Origin of the sequence: Actinokineospora auranticolor (assembly GCF_002934265.1) — a bacterium.
Classification (GTDB): Bacteria; Actinomycetota; Actinomycetes; order Mycobacteriales; family Pseudonocardiaceae; genus Actinokineospora; species Actinokineospora auranticolor.
In genome coordinates this window covers 149,252-171,152 of record NZ_PTIX01000012.1, presented here as the reverse complement: position 1 = coordinate 171,152, position 21,901 = coordinate 149,252, and the positions used below count along the sequence as shown (strand labels likewise).

19 protein-coding genes and 2 tRNA genes are annotated in these 21,901 nt (G+C 70.9%); 11 read left to right on the top strand and 10 right to left on the bottom strand.

Annotated elements, in window-relative coordinates:
• Nucleotides 1–140: 140 nt before the first annotated feature.
• Nucleotides 141–815: a dienelactone hydrolase family protein gene (locus CLV40_RS22190; protein ID WP_104480884.1), complete on the top strand. Its 675-nt coding sequence runs from the start codon at nt 141–143 to the stop codon at nt 813–815.
• On the top strand, nt 812–1,579 hold the full coding sequence (locus CLV40_RS22185) for an ESX secretion-associated protein EspG (protein WP_181043651.1): 768 nt from the start codon (nt 812–814) through the stop codon (nt 1,577–1,579). The genes CLV40_RS22190 and CLV40_RS22185 overlap by 4 nt, the downstream gene beginning before the upstream one ends.
• Before the next feature lie 35 nt (nt 1,580–1,614).
• Here CLV40_RS22185 and CLV40_RS22180 read toward each other — a convergent pair whose 3' ends face one another.
• Complete coding sequence (locus tag CLV40_RS22180; RefSeq protein WP_104480882.1) at nt 1,615–2,277, bottom strand: CoA transferase subunit B; 663 nt, start codon at nt 2,275–2,277, stop codon at nt 1,615–1,617.
• A gap of 1 nt (nt 2,278) precedes the next feature.
• Entirely contained in the window at nt 2,279–3,049 is a 771-nt protein-coding gene (locus tag CLV40_RS22175) for a CoA transferase subunit A (protein ID WP_104480881.1), read from the bottom strand.
• A gap of 285 nt (nt 3,050–3,334) precedes the next feature.
• Between CLV40_RS22175 and CLV40_RS22170 the strand changes: the two genes are divergently transcribed.
• The 3 genes from CLV40_RS22170 (at nt 3,335) to CLV40_RS22160 (ending at nt 3,922) form a co-directional block, all read left to right on the top strand.
• A tRNA-Ser gene (locus CLV40_RS22170) sits at nt 3,335–3,423 on the top strand.
• A 36-nt stretch (nt 3,424–3,459) separates the two neighbouring features.
• Nucleotides 3,460–3,535 (top strand) — tRNA-Arg (locus CLV40_RS22165).
• A gap of 87 nt (nt 3,536–3,622) precedes the next feature.
• Entirely contained in the window at nt 3,623–3,922 is a 300-nt protein-coding gene (locus tag CLV40_RS22160; RefSeq protein ID WP_104480880.1) for a DUF1905 domain-containing protein, read from the top strand.
• Between the two features lie 278 nt (nt 3,923–4,200).
• Here CLV40_RS22160 and CLV40_RS22155 read toward each other — a convergent pair whose 3' ends face one another.
• From CLV40_RS22155 to CLV40_RS22140, 4 genes are all read right to left on the bottom strand, one after another.
• Nucleotides 4,201–6,126 carry a beta-N-acetylhexosaminidase gene (locus CLV40_RS22155; protein ID WP_104480879.1) on the bottom strand — a complete coding sequence of 642 codons (1,926 nt, stop codon included), beginning with the start codon at nt 6,124–6,126 and terminating at the stop codon, nt 4,201–4,203.
• Nucleotides 6,127–7,562: 1,436 nt separating this feature from the next.
• Nucleotides 7,563–8,048 carry a hypothetical protein gene (locus tag CLV40_RS22150; protein WP_104480878.1) on the bottom strand — a complete coding sequence of 162 codons (486 nt, stop codon included), beginning with the start codon at nt 8,046–8,048 and terminating at the stop codon, nt 7,563–7,565.
• 72 nt (nt 8,049–8,120) lie between these two features.
• A complete protein-coding gene (locus tag CLV40_RS22145) occupies nt 8,121–8,321 on the bottom strand; it encodes a hypothetical protein (protein ID WP_104480877.1) in 201 nt (66 codons plus the stop codon).
• A 176-nt stretch (nt 8,322–8,497) separates the two neighbouring features.
• A complete protein-coding gene (locus CLV40_RS22140; protein WP_104480876.1) occupies nt 8,498–9,745 on the bottom strand; it encodes an MFS transporter in 1,248 nt (415 codons plus the stop codon).
• Between the two features lie 158 nt (nt 9,746–9,903).
• Between CLV40_RS22140 and CLV40_RS22135 the strand changes: the two genes are divergently transcribed.
• A complete protein-coding gene (locus tag CLV40_RS22135; protein ID WP_104480875.1) occupies nt 9,904–10,095 on the top strand; it encodes a hypothetical protein in 192 nt (63 codons plus the stop codon).
• Between the two features lie 50 nt (nt 10,096–10,145).
• Here the strand turns inward: CLV40_RS22135 and CLV40_RS22130 are convergent, their stop codons facing one another.
• Complete coding sequence (locus CLV40_RS22130) at nt 10,146–11,747, bottom strand: ABC transporter permease (RefSeq protein WP_104480874.1); 1,602 nt, start codon at nt 11,745–11,747, stop codon at nt 10,146–10,148.
• Entirely contained in the window at nt 11,747–12,634 is an 888-nt protein-coding gene (locus CLV40_RS22125) for an ABC transporter ATP-binding protein (protein WP_104480873.1), read from the bottom strand. Before CLV40_RS22125 ends, CLV40_RS22130 begins: the two co-directional genes overlap by 1 nt.
• Before the next feature lie 84 nt (nt 12,635–12,718).
• On the opposite strand from CLV40_RS22125, the gene CLV40_RS22120 reads away from it, so the two are divergent.
• Nucleotides 12,719–13,189, top strand: a complete 471-nt coding sequence (locus CLV40_RS22120) for a GbsR/MarR family transcriptional regulator (protein WP_245931462.1) — start codon at nt 12,719–12,721, stop codon at nt 13,187–13,189.
• On the opposite strand, the gene CLV40_RS22115 is transcribed toward CLV40_RS22120, so the two are convergent.
• Nucleotides 13,186–13,638 (bottom strand): SRPBCC family protein, encoded by a 453-nt coding sequence (locus CLV40_RS22115; RefSeq protein WP_104480872.1) that lies wholly within the window; start codon nt 13,636–13,638, stop codon nt 13,186–13,188. The genes CLV40_RS22120 and CLV40_RS22115 overlap by 4 nt on opposite strands.
• A gap of 125 nt (nt 13,639–13,763) precedes the next feature.
• Here CLV40_RS22115 and CLV40_RS22110 point away from each other — a divergent pair, with 125 nt between their 5' ends.
• From CLV40_RS22110 to CLV40_RS22095, 4 genes are all read left to right on the top strand, one after another.
• The gene (locus CLV40_RS22110) at nt 13,764–15,434 is read left to right on the top strand and encodes a DUF885 domain-containing protein (RefSeq protein WP_104480871.1); all 1,671 of its coding nucleotides are present in this window, start codon (nt 13,764–13,766) and stop codon (nt 15,432–15,434) included.
• A gap of 541 nt (nt 15,435–15,975) precedes the next feature.
• The gene (locus CLV40_RS22105; RefSeq protein WP_181043650.1) at nt 15,976–17,184 is read left to right on the top strand and encodes a thioester domain-containing protein; all 1,209 of its coding nucleotides are present in this window, start codon (nt 15,976–15,978) and stop codon (nt 17,182–17,184) included.
• Nucleotides 17,185–17,256: 72 nt separating this feature from the next.
• On the top strand, nt 17,257–19,161 hold the full coding sequence (locus CLV40_RS22100) for an FUSC family protein (protein WP_104480869.1): 1,905 nt from the start codon (nt 17,257–17,259) through the stop codon (nt 19,159–19,161).
• Nucleotides 19,162–19,258: 97 nt separating this feature from the next.
• Entirely contained in the window at nt 19,259–19,900 is a 642-nt protein-coding gene (locus CLV40_RS22095) for a putative glycolipid-binding domain-containing protein (protein ID WP_181043649.1), read from the top strand.
• Here CLV40_RS22095 and CLV40_RS22090 read toward each other — a convergent pair.
• Nucleotides 19,897–21,897: a hypothetical protein gene (locus CLV40_RS22090; protein WP_146108173.1), complete on the bottom strand. Its 2,001-nt coding sequence runs from the start codon at nt 21,895–21,897 to the stop codon at nt 19,897–19,899. The genes CLV40_RS22095 and CLV40_RS22090 overlap by 4 nt on opposite strands.
• Nucleotides 21,898–21,901 lie beyond the last annotated feature (4 nt).

The following is a 21,901-nucleotide window of genomic DNA, read 5'->3' as shown; positions in this document are numbered from 1 at the left end:
CAGCGGCACCCATGATGCTACCCACCGGACACAAGTGTTCGTTCCCCGTGCTCGATCCGCCGAAAATGGCCTTTTTCCTGCGGATGGGTGAGCGTGTGATCACGTTGACTGCTATTAACCCCCGCATGGTTGGGTATGTCATGGCCCAGACACGCACAGAGGATTTCCGGCTCGACGACGGTCGTGCGCTGCGCCTCACCTACGCCGAACCCGACGGCGTCACCCGCGGCGGGCTCGTGGTCCTGCACGAGGCGCGCGGCATCACCGGGACGGTCACCGGCATCGCCGACGGCCTCGCCGCCGAGGGCTGGCTGGTCGTCGTCCCGCACCTGTACCCGGGCGAGTCGGGTTCCGCCGAGGTCGGCCACGACGAAGCCCGCGACAAGGTCAGCGGCCTGTCCGGCGAGTCCGTGCTGGCCGCCACCGACATCGCCTTCGCCTGGCTCGCGGGCCACGGCCTCACCGCCGACCGGATCGGCGTCATCGGTTTCGAACTCGGCGGCGCGGTCGCCCTGGTGGTCGGCGCGAGCCGGGACATCGGCGCCGCCGTCTCGGTCTCCGGCGGCGGCATCCTGGAACCGCTGTCCGACGGCCTGCCCGCGCTGATCGAGGTCGCGGGCGACCTGCGGGTGCCGTGGCTGGGCCTCTACCGCGAGGACGGCGACGACGACATCAGCGCCGAGCAGGTGGAGAAGCTGCGCGAGGCGGCGAGCACCGCCAAGATCGCCACCGACGTGGTCCGCTACCGGTTCGACTCGGGCGCGGCCGAGGCCTGGGCGCGCGCCCTCAACTGGTTCGACGCCCACCTGCGGTGAGGCCGATATCGCTCACCCTGGTCGAGTTCGACCTTGTGTGGGAGTCACTGGGGTTCACCGACCGCCCGTACCCGCTGGAGATCCCCTCGTTCGGGGAGACCACCGACGACCGCGACCGGCTGCGCAAGGAAGTGGTGGACGGTCTCGCCGCGCGCGGCCTGCACGACGGCCGTGACCTGGACCGGCACCTGGAGGACGACCTCACCCTGCTCGCCCGCCACAGCTACAGCGTCGACGGGCTGCTCTCCGTCGGCCGCCACGTGCGGCTGCTCGGCGCGGGTCGGCCCGCCCGCGCGGCGCTGGCCGTGCAGACCGGCGAGCGGATCAAGATCGGGCAGCTGACCGGGGCGGTGGCGATCGTCGGGGAGATCGTCGGGCTGGTCCCCGACGCCGACCCGGGGCCCGGTACCTCGGTCACGCTGCCCAAGTCGGTGTTCAACAACGCGATAGACGCCTACGTCGAGACCGGCTTCGCGGGCCTGGAGACGGCGCTCAACCAGGGCGGGATCAGCGGCCGCGACATGCGCACCATCGCCACGCTGGTGGAGAACTCCCGGCACGGCGGGGGGCAGGTCGCGGCGAACAGCGTCGACCAGGTGGGCCGGAAGAACCGCACGGACGTCGTGAACTGGTTCGACACCACCGCGGGCCGCTACCTGGCCCTGCCGACCCGGCGCGACGGCGTCGACTGGCTGACCCTGGCCCCCGCCGACACCCCCCGGCTCGCGCAGCGGCTGCGGGACCTGGTCGCGTCCGTCCACTGAGCACCGCGGGGTGCCCAGTGGACGGCGCTCCGACCTCAGACCGCGGCGGGCATCTCGGTCAGCTCGTCGGCGACGGTCAGCTCCGGCTCGGTCTTCTCGCGCACCTCGTCCACGCTCACGCCCGGCGCCAGCTCCCGCAGCACCAGGCCGGAGTCGGTGACGTCGATGACCGCGAGGTCGGTGATGATCCGCTGCGCGACCCGCAGACCCGTGTAGGGCAGGCTGCACTCGTTGACGATCTTGTACGAGCCGTCCTTGGCCACGTGCTCCATCAGCACGACCACGTGCTTGGCGCCGTGCACCAGGTCCATGGCACCGCCCATGCCCTTGACCATCTTGCCGGGGATCATCCAGTTGGCGATGTCGCCGACCCTCGAGACCTGCATCGCGCCCAGGATCGCCGCGTCCACCTTGCCGCCGCGGATCATGCCGAAGGACAGCGCGGAGTCGAAGAAGGACGCGCCCCGGCGGATCGTGACGGTCTCCTTGCCCGCGTTGATCAGGTCGGCGTCCTCCTCGCCGTCGAAGGGGTACGCGCCGACGCCGAGGATGCCGTTCTCGGACTGGAGCACGATCTCCACGTCGTCCGGCACGTAGTTGGGCACCAGGGTGGGCAGGCCGATGCCCAGGTTGACGTACGAGCCGTCGGACAGCTCCGCGGCGGCGCGGGCGGCCATCTGCTCACGGGTCAGTGCCATGTCAGGCCTCCTTCGCGGCGGTGCGGACGGTGCGGCGCTCGATGCGCTTCTCGGCGGCCTGCTCGGGGGTCAGCGGGACCACGCGCTGCACGAAGATGCCCGGCAGGTGGATCTCACCCGGGGCCAGCTCGCCCGGCTCGACCAGCTCCTCCACCTCGGCGACGCTGACCTTGCCCGCCATCGCGCACAGCGGGTTGAAGTTCTGCGCGGAGTCGCGGAACACGAGGTTGCCGTGCCGGTCGCCCTTCCACGCGCGGACCAGCCCGAAGTCCGCCACGATCGCGGTCTCCATGACGTAGTCGAGGCCGCCGAACTGGCGAACCTCCTTGGCCGGGGAGGCGACCGCGACGTTGCCCGCGTCGTCGTAGCGCCACGGCACGCCGCCGTCGGCGACCTGGGTGCCGACACCGGTGCGGGTGTAGAAGGCGGGGATGCCGGAGCCGCCCGCGCGCAGCCGCTCGGCGAGGGTGCCCTGCGGGGTCAGCTCGACCTCCAGCTCGCCCGCGAGGTACTGGCGGGCGAACTCCTTGTTCTCGCCGACGTACGAGCTGGTCATCCTGGCTATCCGCTTCTCGCGGAGCAGCAGGCCCAGCCCCCAGTCGTCGACGCCGCAGTTGTTGGACGTCACCTCCAGCCCGGTCACGCCCTTGGCCAGCAGCGCCTGGATGAGGACGCTCGGGATGCCGCAGAGCCCGAACCCGCCTACGGCCAGGCTCGCGCCATCGGGGATGTCGGCTACCGCGTCAGCAGCGCTGGGGACGACTTTGTCCATGTGTGCCCCTCCTTCTGGGTGTGGCAAGGGCGACTCTAGCGGGGCGGACCGGGTGATCGTTGTGTTCGAAATCGCCACAAACCGGCCGCCCGACATGGTCGCGGCCACCCCGTCGCCCCGGCCCCACCCGCCGGCCCGCGCCGACCAGGCCCACGCCCTCGGCCGCCGACCGCCATGGGGCCACCCACCAGCGTTTTTACCCGTCTTGCGCAGTTAGGAGGGGGGTGTTTTGCTCCCCGCACCCACCCCTGTGTAGTCTTACCTCCCGAGCGGCCAGGGGCCCCGGGAGGCTTCGCCTAGTCTGGTCTATGGCGCCGCACTGCTAATGCGGTTGGGTGTAAAAGCCCTCCCGGGTTCAAATCCCGGAGCCTCCGCTGTACACCCGGTTCGCCGGGTGGACAACTGAACAAGCGCCCGTAGCTCAATGGATAGAGCATCTGACTACGGATCAGAAGGTTAGGGGTTCGAATCCCTTCGGGCGCGCCACTGAAACCGCCGCCGGGTACCCACCCGGCGGCGGTTTCGGCATTCCGGGGCGGCGCGGTTGTCGGGTGCCCGTGCGAGGCTTCGGGTGTGGTTGTCGACTTTGAGTCCGCGTTGTGGTTGTGGGAGGCGCGGGAGGAGAGCTGGACCTTCGTGACGGTGCCGGAGGACGCGTCGGAGGAGATCCGGGAGGTGTCCGCCGAGCCGCGGCGGGGGTTCGGGTCGGTGCGGGTTCGGGTGCGGGTGGGGGCCACCGCGTGGCGGACGTCGATCTTCCCGGACAAGGGGAGCGGGTGCTACGTGCTGCCGGTGAAGAAGGCGGTGCGGGTGGCGGAGGAGTTGGCGGTCGGTGACGTGGTCGCGGTGAGCTTGGAGCTCGTCGACTTCTGAGGTGTGGCTGCTGGACGTGCGGTGGGCTGCTGGGCGTCAGGCGGGCCTGGGTGGGCTGGGCGCGTTGGGTTTGTCCTGCTGTTCGCGGAAAAGAGGGGCGGCCTCGCTTGGGCGAACTTGCTTTGCGTGGGCCCCCACCCAGCCAAGGTTTGTCCCCTCCTACCCACTCCAACGCAACGCGCTCCCGGCAGTGGGGACTCGGTAGTGCCTAAGGAAAGGGCGTGGCCGCGCAGGCGGGGCGGTGGAGAGGGCCTGCGCGGCCACGGGGGTGAGCTGGGTTAGCGGCGGACTGTGACGGTGAAGTGGGTGGTTGCGGTGCCTGTGGGGGTGGTGACGGTGAGGGTTGCCCGGTAGCTGCCGGGATGGGGGTAGCGGTGGTCGGGGGTGGTGACCGTCCACAGGCCTGGGGCGGCTAGTGGGCCTGCCGGGGTCGCCGGGGACACCGTGGCGGGGGATGAGGTGCCGTCGCCGTAGGTGAGGGTGGCGGTGGGTGGGGTGGTGGCCGGGGCGGTGAAGTGGCCGATCTCGCCGCGGAGGGGGCCGCGGGTGTGGCGGTCGGGGGTGGTGATGTCGGTGGTCCAGGCGATGGCGGGGCTGGGGCGGAAGTTGACACCCGCGATGGTCAGCCTGCTGCCCAGGGTGGCGAGTCGGGCGGTGAAGTCCGTCAGGTCGCGGGCCGACCGGGGGGACCAGGCGATCTCGGCGGCGGAGACCAGGCGGGGGTAGGTCAGCCACTCGGCCTGGGGGAGGCCGCGGATGGTTTCCGACCACAGGGGAGCGGTGACGCCCAGGACGTCGGACTCGGTCAGGCCGTCGCGGACGGGTTCCCAGTTGTAGTAGGTGTCGAAGTCGCAGGCGTTGCGGCACGCCCAGCTCAGGCCGATGGGGCTCGACGGCTCGTACTTCTGGTCGAGGTAGGTGGTCGGCGCCGGGGACATCACGACCTTCGCGCCGCGCGCGACCTGGCGCAGGACCTTCTCCATCGACGCGGCCCGCCACACCTGGATCACCGCGCCGGGGGGCAGGTCGGCGTCGGCGTACTCGTTCCAGCCGACCGGGGTCTTGCCCAGGGCGGCCACCTGCGGGAGCAGGCGGCGGATGTAGGTCAGGTAGTTCTCGTGCCCGGTGACGTGCGCTTCGTCGCCGCCGATGTGCAGGTACGGGCCGGGGGTCAGCGCGGCGATCTGGCTGTAGACGGTGCGGGTGAACTCGTAGGTGATCTCCGAGTTGGCGTCCAGCGTGGAGTAGCCGACGTCGGCGGTGTTGTTCATCGGCTTGGCCACGCCGTCCGGGTTCAGCCGCGGGAGGGCGGCCAGCGCGGCGTTGGTGTGCCCCGGACCGTCGATCTCGGGCACGACCGTGACGAAGCGGGACTTGGCGTGCGCGACGATCTCGGCGTAGTCGCGCTGGGTGTAGGAGCCGCGGATCGCGGGCCCGGTGCCCAGCGGCGTGCCGTTGCCCAACCGGTCGCTGCCACCCTGCGACCCGACCCGCGTCAACGCCTCGTAGTCCAGCCCCGATGGGTTGTCCTGCGGCGTGCTGATCGCGATGCGCCACGCCTGGTCGTCGGTCAGGTGCAGGTGCAGCGTATTGATCTTGAACCGCACCGCGTTGTCGATGTACCGCTTGACCTCGGCGACGCTGAGGTAGCTGCGCGCGACGTCGAGCATCACCCCGCGGTAGGCGAACCGGGGGTAGTCGCTGACCGTCGCGGCCTGCACCCGCCACGGCCCGTCGACCCGCACCCGGCTCTCCACCCACGCGGGCAGCAACTGGCGCAGCGTCTGCACCCCGAGGAACAACCCGGCGGGCGTCTCGGCGGAGATGGTCGCCGACCGCTCGTCGGTCACCAGCCGGTACCCCTCACCCCCATGCCCCTCGGGTGCCTTGCCCCGCCCGAGGTCGAGGACGATGTCCCCGCGTCCCGGGTGTCCCGAGGTCACCGGCAACCGGTAGCCCGTGGCGGGCCGCAACAGCGCGGCCAGGTAGTCGCCCACCGGCCGGGCCCCACCCCGAGCCACCACGCGCGTGTCCTCGGTGATGGTGAAGGGCGCCCGCCCACTGGCCTTGGCCTCGACCGGCTTCGGCAACAACCGCTCGACACCGGGCACCACCGTGGCTACCGGCGACGCGGGTGCCGCCGCGGCCGGGATGCTGAGCAACACGGCCACCGCGATCACCGCGGTCCGCCACGACTTCCGCATACGCCCTCCCCGACAAGTCGGACAATATGGTCTAGACCATAGGAACCCCCATCGCGCCTCGTCAATCACTCGGACAGCCCAGTCGCCCCGCAACGGAATGTGGTCGACCGGCACACGATTTCTCGGGTTGGTCGCCGACGGGGCAAGAGGATGATCCGCTCAACCTCCGGCGTCCCGTTGTCCACAAGCGAGGATTTGGCCCCGGTGAACAGTTCGGCGATCAAGCCCTAGGCGGCTCTTGGTCTCAAGGGGCCGCCGGGCGTGCGGCGTGATCTCGTGGGAATTGCGCTGATGTGCTCCGTTCAGTTGACCGATTGCGTGTCGGGTCGGGGTCATTCGATGGCGGTCGACTCGCTGGTAATCGCTGCGTGCCCGCGTGACGGTGGCGAGTGGTTGTGTGTGGTTTGTGGTGGGACATGGGTTGTTGGCCTTCGTTGGGTGGACGCGCGTGGATTGGGTTCGGCCGTGTCGGTTGGCCGGGGCCGACTGTTCGAGTTGTACGTCGAATGTCGGCACTGGCTGGGCTTTGGCGGTTTGAGTGATGGCCTGGGTTGGTCGGTGTGTTGGACAAGCGGGGTGAGCGGCCGGTGGATGCGGAGTTGGTTGGGAAGTCCCGATGGGGATTGGCCTTCTTGGTATGTGAGGTGTGGAGGGTGTGCAGGGGCGAGGCGCGAGAGTGCGGGCGATGGCGTGAGGGGGACCTGTCGCGTGTCGAGGGTCAGGAATCGCGTCGGGTTTCCACTTGGTAAGGGCGGAAGTGGGCGCAAAGGGTGGATAGGGGCGGGTGCGAGGGCGTGGAGGTGCAGGCGTGAAGCATGGAGGTGGGGCGCGGGTGATGAGGGGCCGAAGTGTGGATCGGGTGTGGGCGTAAGGGCGGAGGCGTGAGTGTGAGGGCCGGAAGTGCGAGCGTGGGTCGGTGTGGCCAAGCGGGTGCGAGGTGCGGTGGTGGCGCGCGGGGTTCGCTGGGTGCAGGAGGGCGGCAAGGTGCGAGGCGATGGGAGAACAGGCGCAGGGAGGGATGCGTGGCGGGCAGGAGTGTGGGTGTGGGGCGAAGGTGGGCGGTGGAGGGGCGAGAACTGAAGGGTGGAAGCGAGGTGTGGGCGTGGTGGCGGTGTGGCGATCCGGGTGAGGACTGGCGATGTGTGGTGTTGGCGCCGGGGTGCCTGGGGGGAAGGTGGAAGCGAGATGTGTGGCGATGAGAGAGCGGAGGTGTGGGCGGACTGAGAGGTGCAGGGGAGACATGCGGAGTGTGGGTGTGGAGGTGTGCGGGCGAGGGTTGGGGTTGATTGGGGGGTGAAGGGGTTGGTGGGTGGGGGTCGAATTCCGGTTGGGCGGTTGGGCGGTTGGGCGGTTGGGCGGTTGGGCGGTTGGGCGGTTGGGCGGTGGGGTGAGGAGTGATGCTCCACTTGGGAGGTGGGTGAGGTGACGGGTGTGGGCTAGGCGGTCGTGGCTATGGCGTCTCGGCCTACTAGGGCGGCGGATTCCTTGGTGAGCAGTCGGCCCGGTACATCGGGATCGCAGCCGACGCGGGGGAGGCGGGCGCGGATGGCGGCGGGGGTGCGGGCGCGGTCTTCGGCCAGTTCGCGGATCAGTTCCGGGGCCTGGGTGCTTGGGGGGTGAGATAGCCAGGCCTCGCGGAGGGTGGTGTCCTGTTCGATGGTCCACGGTTGGTGCGAGTTGCCGGTTTTGCGGCGGGTGCGCCTGCCTTCGAAGCCGGAGATGGCGTCGAGGGATTCGCGGAGGAGCTTGGCGGTTTCGGTGGCGCCGCCCGGCGGTAGGCGCAGGATGCCCTCGGCCACGACGGTGCCGTCGGGGTCGGCGCCGGTGAGGCCGATGCCGAGTTCGCCGCTGTCGTCCGTGGTGACAGTGAGCGTGTAGAGGACGTCCTGCCGCTTGCTCTGGTATTCCAGGTTGAATGTCATGCGGCAGAATCTAGGTGGTCGAGCGGTGGGCGTGCCGAAAGTTATCCACAGCCCCGATCGGGGGACTTGCGGCTAGCGGGAGCGGCGGTTCCAGCCCACGCGGTGGGGTTGGTCGAGTTCGTCGTAGAACTCTTCCGCAGGGCCGGACTCCGCCTCCGTGCGTTCGCGCTCCTCGCGAAAAATCGTCTCCAACCGTGCGCCCGCGTGTTTGAGCCGCCAGATGATGAACGCCGCGGCCGAAGCCGCGGCCACGATCCACAGTGCGGTAGCCATCGGATCACTCCGCATCAGCCGTTGCCAACCCGCATGGCGGGGTAGGTACCCCAAAGGCTCCCACCTCATTCACACGAGCGCAGCCGTGGGCCCTACTTTGGCCACCTGGCCGAGTGGAATCCGCCCCAACGGAGCAATGAATCCACGCAGTGTGACCAAAACAATCCCCCAATCGGTTACTTGGTGGCTTGTTGTCCCTGGTCGACCTCTGCTACCTCGACGGGCACGACCCGAGCTCTGCTTGGCAGCGTTTCGCGGGCGGGCAACCACACCAGCACCGCCAGCGCGGCGAGGCCGCCCGTGACCGCGAAGGCCCAGCCGTACGACAGCCGGTCGGCCAGCGCACCCGCGACCACCGGTCCCACGATGGCCCCCACGTCCGCGGCCATCTGGAACACGGCCAGCACCGGTCCGCCGCGCGCCGTGCCGATGACGTCGGCCACCACGGCCTGCTGCGGCGGGCTGAGCAGCCCGGTGCCCATTCCGGCCACGACTGTCGCGATCAGAAACTCCGGGACCGCGTCGGTCAGACCGAACCAGACGGTGCCCGTCGCCGACACCACGAGCCCCAGCAGCGCGGGTGGTTTGCGGCCCCAGCGGTCCGCGATCCGACCGGACACCATCAGCACGAGCACGTTCCCGACCGCGAAGGCGGCCAGCGCCGTGCCCGCGAACGCGCCGTCCTTGTGCAGCACCTCGACGACGAACAGCGGGACCAGCGACACGCGGACGCCGAAGACGATCCACCCGGTGGCGAAATTGGACGCCAGCGATGCCCGATAACCGCTGTCGCGCAACGCCTTCCGCAGCGGGAAAGCGGGCGTCGTGTCGCTACCCGGTGCCGCGATGCGCGTCGACTTGCGCAACAGCAGCCACGCGAGGAGCACCGCCACCACCAGCGCACCCGCGTAGACGAGGAACGGCGCGCGCAGCGAGATCCCGATCAGGCCACCGCCCACCAGGGGACCCGCGACGGTGCCGAGCAGGAAACTCGTGCTCCACAGGCCGGAAGCGCGGCCGCGCAGGTGCGCGGGCGTCAGGTTCATCAACAGGGCGACACCCGAGACGGTGAACATCGTCGAGCCGGTGCCGCCGAGTGCACGTAGTGCGACCAGCTGCCAGTAGCTCCCGACGAACGCGCAGGCGCCGGTCGTCACCCCGACGATCAGCATGCCGGTCAGGTAGACCCGCTTCTCCCCGAGCCGGGTGGCCAGCCGCCCGCCGATCGGGGCGAACGCCAACCGGGCGAAGGCGAACGCGCTCACCACCGCCGACGCCGCGGTCACGCTCACGTCGAAGCTGCGGGCGAAGGTCGGCAGCGCGGGCGCGACCAGGCCGAACCCCAGCGCGATCACGAAGTTCGCGGACGCGATGACCCACACCTCGCGCGGGAGACCGCCGCTGGGCGCACGCGTACCCGACATCGCCCAGCCTCCCCAGTGCCACTACTTAGCCCTGCGAAGTATAGGTGCACACCACCCAAATGGGTTAACCCCGACAAGGTGCGGTCACCACGGGGTACGTGGGGGCCAAGAGGGACGCGAACCCCGTTCCGACCGTGCCCGCTGCAGAAGGACCGCCCATGTCACAACCGCTCGACACCGTCGAGGTCGTACCGCTCTTGGCCAAGCTCGCCGAGGCCGAGCGCGACGCCCGCGCGCTCACCGCCGACGAGTCCTACCGCGAGGGCCAGGCCGCCGGGCTCGAACTCGCCCAGCGCATCGTCCGCGAGGCCGCGGGTCTGCCCGTGGAGGCGGACTCCGGTCGCGTCTGACGGCGCGGAGGCCGGGCGCGCGTACCGTGCCCGGCCTCCGTCCCCCCACCTCACCCGATGTCGCGCCTGCGGAAGCCGAACAGCCCCGTAGCGGCCGCCACCACGGTGACACCGGTGAGCCACAACAGCGGTGTGGCGTTGAAGTCCGTGCCCGGTTGCAGCTTCGGCACGTGCACGAACGGCGATACATCCAGCACTGCCTGCGCAAGACCCACCGCGGGTCCATAGAGGGCGATCACGACCGCGACACCCACTACGGCCCAAGAGGCCGGTGTGGACACCTGCGGCAAGAACCCGGCCAAGAGCGCCGCAACAGCGGCGACAGCCCACACCGCCGGAAGTTGCACCAGAGACGCCGACAGCGTGTGCGAGATCTGGTGACCGAGGTCGCCCGCGTGCACCCCATGGCCCAACCCGGCGCTGACGCCCGCGATGACCAACAGCACCGCCGGTCCCACTACGGCGAACACCAAGTGACTAGCCGCCCAGCCGTACCGGCTCACCCCAGCCGCCAACACCGGCTCCGCGTGCCCCGCGGTCTCCTCCGTGCGCATGCGCAGGGTCGCCAGGACCGCGTACACCGCGCCGAGCATCCCGAACAGCCCCACGATGGCCGACAGGTAGGCGTCCACCAGCCCCTGGGTCCCGCCCATGCGCGCGAAGATCTCCCGGACCTGCTCGCTGTTGCCGATCAACCCGGTGATGCCGTCGGCCAACGACCCGAAGATCACCCCCATGACCACGAACCCGATCGCCCAGCCGAGCAGCGACCCGCGCTGCAACCGCCACGCCAGCCCGAACGGGCTCGACAGCGAGCGCGGTGCGTTTGCCGGACCCGGCCGTCCCGCGAACAGACCGGCACCGATGTCACGACGAGGCACGAGGGCGTAGGCAACCGCGGCCACCACTACGGCGACAACGACCGCCAACGGCGCGACCCATCCCTTGTCGTCGATGAACGGCTTCGCCTGCTGCGGCCACGCCAGCGGCGACAGCCACGACACCCAGTGCGCCGACGCCGTGGAGTCGCCGAACGCGCGCACCAGGAACGCCACGCCGATGCCGCAGATGGCCAAGCCGTTGGCCGAGCGCGAGTACTCGGTGAGTTGCGCGGTCACCCCGGCGATGGCGGTGAACACCAGCCCGGCGCCCGCGATGCCCAGCCCCAGCGTGAACGCCCCGGCGGCGGGCAGCCCGGCACCCACCAACCCGGCAGACGTGATGACGCCGATCAGCACACTCGCGCCACCTGCCACCACGACCCCGGCGGTAAGAGCCGCGAACCGCCCCACTACGGCAGACCCCAGCAACTCCAACCGTCCGGTGTCCTCTTCCGCGCGCGTGTGCCGCGTGACGGTGAAGACCGCCATCAACGCCACAAACAGGGCGATGAACAACCCGTACCGCCACGCGATCCAGCCACCGGGGGTCGTCAGGTCGTAGGCGGGCCCGTAGAGGACCGCGACGGACGGGTTGGTCGCGGTGCCGTTGTTGAGCGACATCCGGTCGGCCAGCGTCGGGTACAGCTGCTCGTACGCCTTGACCGTCGACGCCGGGATGACGCTGAGCAGCAGGATCCAGATCGGCAGGATCACGCGGTCGCGACGCAGGGCGAGCCGGATGAGCGGTCCGGTGCCGGTGAGCCCGGTCATCACGACGCGTCCTGGTAGTGCCGCAGGAACAGCTCTTCCAGGGTCGGCGGCTGGCTGGTCAGCGAGCGCACCCCGGACTGGCTCAGCGCGCGCAGCGCCGAGTCCAACTCACGCGTGTCCACGTCGAAGCGCACCCGGTTGCCCTCGACCACCAGGTCGTGCACGCCCGCCAGGTCGCCGATGCCGTTGGGCGGACCGGCCAGTTCGGCGGTGATGCTGGTCCGGGTCAGGTGGCGCAGGTCGGCCAGCGTGCCGGTCTCCACCGCGCGGCCCGCGCGGATGATGCTCACCCGGTCGCAGAGGGTTTCGACCTCGGCCAGGATGTGGCTGGACAGCAGGACGGTGCGCCCGCGCTGCCGCTCCTCCCGCACGCACTCCTGGAACACCGCCTCCATCAGCGGGTCCAGCCCCGAGGTGGGCTCGTCCATGATCAGCAGTTCGACGTCGGAGGACAGCGCGGCGACCAGGGCCACCTTCTGCCGGTTGCCCTTGGAGTAGGTGCGGCCCTTCTTGCGCGGGTCGAGGTCGAAGCGCTCCAGCAGGTCGGCGCGGCGGCGCTGGTCCAGCCCGCCGCGCAGCCTGCCGAGCAGGTCGATGACCTCGCCGCCGGAGAGGTTCGGCCACAGCGAGACGTCGCCGGGCACGTAGGCGAGGCGGCGGTGCAGCGCCGTGGCGTCGCGCCACGGGTCGCCGCCGAGCAGGGACGCGTCGCCGGAGTCGGCGCGCATCAGGCCGAGCAGCACCCGGATGGTGGTGGACTTGCCCGCCCCGTTGGGCCCGAGGAAGCCGTGGACCTCCCCGGTCCGCACCGTCAGGTCGAGACCGTCGAGCGCGCGGGTCCGGCCGAAGGTCTTGACCAGGCCGGACACCGAGATTGCCGTTGTCATGCTTCAGAACGTACTCTTGCTTCACAACTTTGTGAACGTTAGGAAAGCGTTAACGTCCGCTCGTCGACCGAATAGGGTGAAGTCGTGAAGGAAGACCCCGTGGCGCGGTTCGTGGAGCGCTTCGCCCTGCTCCTGTCGGACGCGGGCATGCAGCGGATGCCCGCCCGGGTGTTCACCTGCCTGCTCACCACGGAGGCGGGCAGGCTCAGCGCCACCGAGCTCGCGGAGTCCCTGCAGGTCAGCCCCGCCGCCATCTCCGGCGCGGTGCGCTACCTGGAGCAGGTGAACATGATCAGGAGGGGCCGCGAGCCCGGCGAGCGGCGCGACCACTACGCCCTCGCCGACGAGTCCTGGTTCGAGCTGATGGCCCACCGCGACAAGCTGCTCGCCGCCTGGGCCGTGGCCATGGCCGACGGCGCGGACCTGCTCGGTCGGGACACGCGCGCGGGCAAGCGCCTGGCCATGACCCAGCTGTTCTTCGAGTTCATGCGCCGGGAGATGGAGACGCTGGGCGACCGCTGGCGGGCGGAGCTGGCGGCGAAGGGGCTCGGCTAGTGCTCGGCAGCGCGCAGCAGGCGCTTGGTGAGGTCGTTGATGAACGAGCGCAGGCCCGCGCGCAGGGCGGGACCGGTGCCGGGGACGCGCTCCACGAAGCTGCACCGCCACACCAGGTCCGTGCCGCCGCCGTCGAGCGGGATGAGGGTGATCTCGCCGCGGTAGTCGCGGAACGGGGCGGCCGACAGCAACCGGTACGCGTGCCTGCGGTCCTGCTCGTACTCGACCGTCTCCTCGCGGAACAGCAGCGGCTTGCGCCCCACCACCCGCACGGCACCCATCCCGCCCGGTGCCGGGTCGCCCTCCCGCTCCAGGTACGCCTCGGTGACCACCGGCCGCGCCCACTCCGCCCACCGCCTGCCGTCGCTGACCATCGCGAACAGCTCCGGCGCGTCCGCGCTGCTGCTCACGGCGATCTCGAAGGCGAAGGTGCGCTGGCGTTCGACCATCGGCTGGCTCCCGGGTCCGGCGATTGCGTTCTCGCAAATCGTTCCACCCCCGGATGGGCGTAGCCTCCCCAGAGTCCGGCCACACACACCGGGGCCGGGTACCGCGACGGGGATAGGGGCCGGGGATGACCACAGCGGACCAGGTGAACGGCGACGTGCTGGCGCTGGCCGAGGAGTTGCTGGCCCTGCAGTTCGACGCCGAGCCGTTGTCCGCGACGCTGCTCGGGCTGCCCGGGCACGACGACCGCCTGGCCGACGTGTCCGCCGACGCCGAGCAGGCCACCCGCGCCGCCGCCGTCGACATCGCCAGCCGCGCCGACGCGCTGGACGAGCGGCTGGGTGGCGACGTCACCGCCAAGGTCATCGCCCAGCAGGCGGGCGCCGTCGTCGACCGGATCGACGCGCGGATGGTCGAGTACACGGTCACCGACATCTTCGTCGGCCCCGCCGCCTCGCTGCTGACCTTCCTGCCCATGGTCGTGCTGCCCGACGCCGACCGCGCCGCCGCGTACCTGACCAGGCTCCGTGCCGTGCCCGCGCACCTGGCCCAGGTCGGCGCGCGGCACCGCGCGGGCGTGGCCGCCGGGCGGCTGCCGGTGCGCAGGCTCGTCGACTCCTCGATCGCCCACCTCGACCGCTACCTGGCCACCGACCTCGCCGCGGACCCGCTGCTGGCCCAGCGGCCCGCGGTCGAGGACCAGGCGTTCCTCGACGAGCGGGAGCGCGTGGTCGCCGAGGTCGTGCGGCCCGCCTTCGCCGCGTACCGGCAGCTGCTGGTCGACGAGATCGCCGCCGTCGGCAGGCCGGACGACCGCCCCGGCCTGTGCGCGCTGCCCGACGGCGAGGCCGCCTACGCCGCGCTCTCCCGCGTGCACACCACCACCGACCTGAGCCCGGACGAGCTGCACCAGACCGGCCTCGACATCATCGCCGGGCTGCGCGCCGAGTACGCCGAGCTGGGGCAGCGCGTGTTCGGCACGGCCGACCAGGCCGAGGTCTTCCACCGGCTGACCACCGACCCGGCCATGCGCTGGCGCGACGCCGACGAGCTGCTCGAGCACGCCCGCGACGCCATCGCCCGCGCCGAGGAGGCCGCGCCGCGCTGGTTCGGTCGGATGCCCGCGCAGGCCTGCCGGGTCGAGCCGGTCCCGGCGGCCGAGGCGCCGGGCGCGCCCGCCGCGTACTACATGCCGCCGTCGCTGGACGGTCTGCGCGCGGGCGTCTACTACGCCAACACCGACCGCGCGCACGAGCGCGACCGCTTCCTCGCCGAGGTCACCGCGTTCCACGAGGCGGTGCCCGGTCACCACTTCCAGCTGGCGCTGGCCATGGAGCTGACCGAGCTGCCGCTGCTGCGCAGGCTGGCCGACGTCAACGCCTACGCCGAGGGCTGGGGCCTCTACACGGAGCGGCTGGCCGAGGAGATGGGCCTGTACTCCGACGACGTCGCCCGCTTCGGCATGCTCGCCATGGACTCCATGCGCGCGGGCAGGCTCGTGGTCGACACCGGCCTGCACGCCAAGGGGTGGTCGCGCGAGCGGGCGGTGTCCTACCTGCGGGAGAACACCCCGCTGTCGCTGCTGGAGATCGGCAACGAGGTCGACCGGTACATCGCGTACCCGGGGCAGGCGCTGTCCTACATGGTCGGTCGGCTGGAGATCCAGCGCGCCCGCGCCGCCGCCGAGGTGCGGTTGGGCGCCGACTTCGACATCCGCGCGTTCCACGACCTCGTGCTCGGCGGCGGGCCGCTGCCGTTGAAGGTGCTCGGCGAGGTTGTCGCCGAGTGGCGCGGTTAGGAAGAGCCGCCGCTTTCGCCGAATGTGAAAGCGACAAACCACGCGGGCTCGCGTTTCAAGATCGAGTAGCCACCCGCGAGTTCTTTTGCTGTTCACCAAAGCGAATCCGAACGCGATTCGGACCGTGGTGGACGCGCGCGGTCCCCTGTGGACCGCTGATCGTCGTCCGCGCCCGCTGACCTGCGGTGATCTCCGCGCGGTGGACGCCCGACCGGCGTGTCGATTCGCCGCCGGCGAGTCGGTCCCGCGCGCCTCGATAGCGCCATTCGGGCGGCGCTGATCGTCTTTTCAGGTGGTCACTGTCCGCAGTAGATCCGCGCGATGCGTGAACGAAACACAACGCTTAGGACTCGGATGTGTTTCGGCGTCACCCCGGTGGGTGACTCAAAATCAGCGCTTAGTAGAGTCCGCGCACGCTGACATGGTGGGTGACCACTCTTTGGGGGGAGTGGATCTTCGCCGGTCAGTGGGGGCGGGCTCTGGGGTTTCCGGCCGCGTCCGCACAACCGCGATCGACGTTCGGATCCGCAGAGGGAGAGTCATGGCGAGTCGTAGGAACTTGGCCCGTGTGGGCGCCGCGGTGGCCGCTGCCGCCGTCTTCGGCGCGATTGCCGCAATTCCGGCATCGGCCGAGGCCGCCAAGGGCACCTTGCACGAGGAAGCCGCGGAGCAGGGTCTCTTCGTCCACTTGACGCACGGGGGCAAGAAGTTCGACCTGCGCGCCAACCTGCTCAAGTTCGAGCTGAGCGACGGCAAGTTCCTGCAGGTGTACTGCGTCGGCGCCGAGATCGCCTGGAGCCACGAGACGAACATCATGAAGGAGGTCCCGTGGGACTCCTACCCCGGTGCGGACGACTCGCTGTTCAAGCAGTACGCCGGAAAGATCAACTGGGTGCTGCACAACGGCTACCCGGTGAACGACGAAGCCTACTTCAACGCTAAGAACCTCCCGAACCGCGCCGCGGGCGAGACGATCGAGCGGGCTGAGGTCATCGCCGCCACGCAGGCCGCGATCTGGCACTTCAGCGACGGCCTCGACCTCGACGAGGAAAACTCCTCCGGCGGCGTCCCCGGCGAAACCGCGAAGACCGACGACGACAAGGACGTCTACGCGGTCTACAAGTACCTGATCGACAACGCGAAGGACATCGGCGAGCCCGAGAAGGGCGAGCTGAAGGTCGCCCCGTCGAAGCGGTCCGGCAAGCCGGGCGACAAGATCGGGCCGTTCAAGGTCTCCTCCAACGGCACGATCAAGGGCTTGGACGTCAACCTGCCCGAGGGCGTCAAGGTCGTCGACAAGGACGGCAAGGCGATCACGACCGTCAAGGACGGCACCGAGATCTACCTCCAGATCCCGGCGGACGCCAAGGACGGCAAGGGCTCCTTCAGCGTCACCGGTGAGGGTCCGGCCATCGAGGTCGGCCGCCTCTTCGTCGGCAAGAACCGCGAGGGCGAGGAAGCCCAGCCGCTGATCGTGGCGGGCACCGAGACCGTCCCGCTCAAGGCCGTCGGCGAGGCCGACTGGGCCAAGGGCACCACGCCGACCACCACCACGACGGCGCCGACCACCACCGCGCCGACCACCACCGTGCCGCCGACCACGACCACGGTCGCCCCGGCGCCGCAGCCGAGCAACAACCTGCCCGACACCGGTGCCAACATCCTGGTCCCGGTCCTGGTGGGCGTCGGCCTGCTGGGAGCGGGTGCCGGTGCGCTCCTCTACGTGCGTCACCGCCGCAACGCCGCGTAGTCAGCCGATAGCACTCCAGATCGCCTCCCGGGCCACGCGGCCCGGGAGGCGATCTGCGTTTACGGTCGTGCCGTGAGCGATCTTTCGGCCCCCCACTGGCTGCGTGAGCTGCTGAGCCAGCGCCCGGTCCCGATCCCGTGGAAGCGGGCACTGCGCGCCGCGACGGCCATCGCCGCGCCCGTCGCGATCGGGATGCTGGTGGGGCGGATCGACCTGGGTGTCCTGGTCTCCATCGGCGCCTTGTGCGTCGTCTTCGCCGATTCCGACGGCCCATACCGCTACCGCGCACAGAGGACGGTGTGGGCCGCGATAGCCGGAGTCGGCGGGTATTGGGTCGGCATGCTGCTCGAAGGACCCTGGACCTGGGCGCTCGTGCTGGTGGCCGGTGTGTCCGCAGTGGTCAGTGCGGTCAGCAGCACCGCGTCGCTGGCCGGGTTGCAGTTGCTGGTGTTCGCCATCCTCGGTTCCGGGCAGACCGCCGATCCCTGGCTGGCCACGGGCTGCTTCGCGGCTGGGGCCGCGTTCGCGCTGGTGTTGTCCATCGCCGCGTGGCCGGTGCGCGGTGCCGCGCTGGAACGGGCGGCGGTGGCAACGGTGTACGACCACATCGCGGTCATGCTCGCTGCGGCTGGTACCGCAGAAGCTCGCCACGCGCGCCGGGAACTCACCAAAGCGATCAACGCCGCCTATGACGCGCTCTTGGACGCACGGTCACGTCTTGCGGGCCGGGACCGCTCTTACCGTCGACTGTTTGTCTTGCTCACCGAGACGACACCGGTAATCGAAGCGTCGGTAGCGCTGGTCAATGCGAAGAAGCAGATACCGCCCGAGTTCGTCACCTACCTGTTCGAGGCCGCGTACCGCATCCGCGTCCGCGAACCCCTGTCGGAACCGCCCGAACCACCGGAAGGAGCGCGCGCCCTGGCCCAGTTGCACGCCGGGCTGCGCGCGGTCGCCGAGTTCCGGCGCGGTGATCGCGATACCGACCTGCGGCCCGACGAGGAGCCCGTGGGCGTGCGGGAACGGCTCCGCGAGGTCGTGGGCCGCCGCACCTGGATGCTCGTGCTGCGCTTGGTGGTCTGCGTCGGGGTGGCGGTGGCCGTGGGGCGGTTCGCCGCGCTGGAGCACTCGTACTGGGTCGCGCTGACCGTGGCGATCGTGCTGAAGCCGGACTTTGGGTCCGTGTTCGGACGCGCGGTCCTAAGAGGTGTCGGCACCGCAGTCGGCGTGCTCATAGGTGCTGGCGTGCTCGCGGTAGACCCGCCCGGGTGGGTCCTGGTGCCGTTGATGGCAATCGCCGCCGCTGCGCTGCCGATCGGTCAAGTGCGCAACTACGGCATGTTCAGCACGTTCGTGACGCCATTGGTGCTCGTGCAGCTCGACGTGGCCGAGGCGGGCGACTGGTCGCTCGTGGGCGCGCGGCTGCTCGACACCGGCATCGGCTGTGCCATCGTGCTGGTCATCGGCTACCTGCTCTGGCCGGGCGCCCGCCGCCCACGCGTCGGCGAGGACCTGGCGGGCGCGCTCGACACCGTCGCCGCCTACCTGGAACACGCCCTGTCCGGACACCGTGACGAGCGTTCACCGCTGCGCCGGGAGTCCTACCGGGCGCTGTCGGACGTGCGGACCGCGTTCCAGCAGTCCCTGGTGGAGCCGTTCGCGGCCGGTCGGCAGGCGGCGGCGTGGTGGCCGGTGATCGTGGGTCTGGAACGGCTCACCGACGCGGTCACGGCAGTCGCGCTCGCCATCGACCGTGGTGGGGAGCCCGTCAGCGAGGCCGACACCAGGACCCTCGTGGCGGCGGTGCGGGAGGCGGCCGAGGCGGTGAGAGGCGAGCGTGCGCCTGTGCGTGTCCAACTGCCGGAAGACGAACGCCTTGAGCCCGTAGTAGCCGAGTTGACGGCGGTAAACGCCACTTTGCGTGGCCCAGGACTGGTGCAACAACGGTCGCGGACCGCCGCTCGCTGGTCGCACTAAGTGCGCCACGGTCGGTATGTTGATTTCTCGGCAGTGTGGCGTCGCGCGTGAGGAGCACCATGAGCATCGACGGCAACCAGCGGACGGGCGAACAGGCGTGAGCACCGACGCCACGACCGACCGCGTGCTCGCCGAGGGTGGCGGCAGACCGCGCAACCCGTCCGTGTTCACCTGGCAGGGCAGCCGACCCGCGACCCTCGAGTCGGTGCGCCTGCTGCTCACCGAGGGCAGGCTGCGGGCCTCCGGCAGGCTCATCGCCGCGGCGCACCCCGACACCGGCAGGGAGGCGTTCAGCGCCTCGTTCGACGCCTCCTTCAACGACGCCGCGCGCGGCGCCGAGGCGGGCAGGCTGCTGCTGCGCACGACCGCGGCGCAGGAGCGGCAGGTCTCGGTCAACCGGACCGAGGACGGCACCTGGCTGGTCGACCACGGCGACGCCTCCCGGCGGGAGGAGTTCGACGGCGCGCTGACCATCGACGTCGCGGGCATGGTCACCCTGTCCGCGCTGCCGATCCGGCGCCTCGGCCTGCACCGGCAGACCGGCGAGCACGAGCTGCCCGTGGTCTACGTGAGCATGCCCGAGCTGGAGGTCCAGGTGGTCCGGCAGCGCTACCGCACGGTCTCGGTCGACGAGCGCGGCGCGGTCATCGAGTTCACCCAGGGCGAGGTGACCACCGAGCTGACCGTCGACGCCGACGGCGTGGTCGTCGAGTACCCGGGCGTCGCCAGCCGCGTCTAGGCGATCCGGAACGGCACGGACGCGACCGCGAACGGCGTGGTCGGGTCGGTGCCGAGCACCTTCACCTCGACGCTGTGCCTGCCCGGCGGCAGGTCGGCCGTGGTCAGCGCCAGCCGCCAGCGCCCGCCGAGCCCGGGGCCGTCCACGACCGTCGGTATGCCCGCGACCCGCCGCCCGTCCAGCGACACCTCCACGCCCGCCGTGCTCGCCAGGCGCCCGGTGCGCAGCTGACCGGCGCGGCCGTCGGTGAAGACCTCGACGACGGTCCGGCCGCTGGGCAGTACCGCGTCCTCCGGCACGGGGTTGCCCGCCGCGTCGAGCAGCACCGCTCCGGGGCGGGGCAGGCTCGACGCCCCGCGCGGCAGGGGGACGTCGGTGCCGCTGCCCGCCGCGGGTGAGACGGCGCCTTCCAGCGCGATCAACTCGACCGACGCGCTGATCACCCTTGTCGCCGCGCGTTGCCGGTATTGGGGGCCGCGCACGCGGATGACGAGGGTCTTGCCGTCGGGGCCGTAGACGAGCGCTTCCGGCGGCACATCGGCGACGATCGGGTACCGCACGTTGCGCACCATCGGTTGCCCGGCCACCGCGGGCCGGGCCGGGAAGAGGGATCCGCCCACCTCGACGCTGAACGTGTCGGTGGCGGGCTCGTCCGGGCCGTTCTGCGGGACGAGCGTCAGGCGGATCTGACCGCCGCGCGTGCCCGGTACGCGCTCCCCGGGGCCGAACGTCGTCAACAGCGAATCCGGCGCCACCACCACACGACCGCTATCGATCGACGGTGGCACCACCAACACCGGAGCGGCTGTAGGCGCACCGATGAAGCCGACAAGGCTCACCCCCGCGTAGAGACCGCCGGTGCCGCCGATGAACCCAACCAGCGCGGTGGCCTCCCGCCACGCGGGTACGACGTCACCGCCACCTACTACAACCCCGTTGCGCAGCACCTGCACGCCATCGGTGCGCAGCACGACCTCCCACCGCACGGCCATCCCCAGCTCCGCCCGGGGAGCGGGGGAGGTCGAGACCGCCTTGCCGAGCCGGGGCGTGCCCGGAGCCACTACGACCTGCACCTCGGTGGTCGCCTCGCTACCGGCCACCCGCACCCGGATGGCGCCCGGCGGCAGCGACGCGTCCTCCACCGCCAGACCGGCCGGTCCACGCGGCGGGGCGCCGTTGGGCGAGCCCGCGATCAGGTCGGCGGGACCGGGCACCAGGTCGAGCAGCAGCTCACCGCGCTGACCGGGGTGGTCGGTCTCCACGACGAACCGGCCCAGCTCGCCGTTCACCGGCGCGTCCCGCAGCCGCAGCGGCGGCCTGGCCCGCAACGCGACCGGCTCGATGCCGCACTGGGCGCTGATCACCAGCCTGCTGCCGTCGTCGCCGTCGCCCCGGGTCGCCCGCCCGCAGTCGTCGGTGCTCGCGAACCGCCAGTTCAGCGGGTCCGGAACCACCCGCGTCATGAACCGGTCGTTGAACGACCAAGGCGGGTTGTCTGCGGGGTCTTGCGGTGTCGCGGACGTCTTGGCGGGCTGCGACCGCTGGCCGTAAGAGTCGATGGTGCGGATCTCGACGTCGTAGGGCGTGTTGTTGTCGAGTGCGTCGAGTTGGACGGACGGTTCCGCCACGAGCCGGGTGTACTCGGCCGTACCCATGCGGCCCCAGGTCACCTCGTAGCCCGCCGCGCCCTTGGGCTCCGGCACACTGGCTACGTTCGGGCCCCACCACAGCTGTAGCCGCCGCAACCCCACTACGGCCACCACCTTGGCGGGCGGGTCGGGGCGCGAGCCCGGCTGCGGGACCACCACGCCATCGGCCGCGTACTGCCGCACCACGGTCTGCGCGGGCGGCGGCGGCGCGGGCCCTTCCTCACCGGCCTCGGGCGGGGTCCGCAGCACCACGATCGCGGCCCCGAGCAGCACCAGACCCCCGGCGATACCCGCCAACCGCCGCACCCGGTTGGGCGGCGGCGGTGGTAACGGCGCTGGGAGATCCACCCGC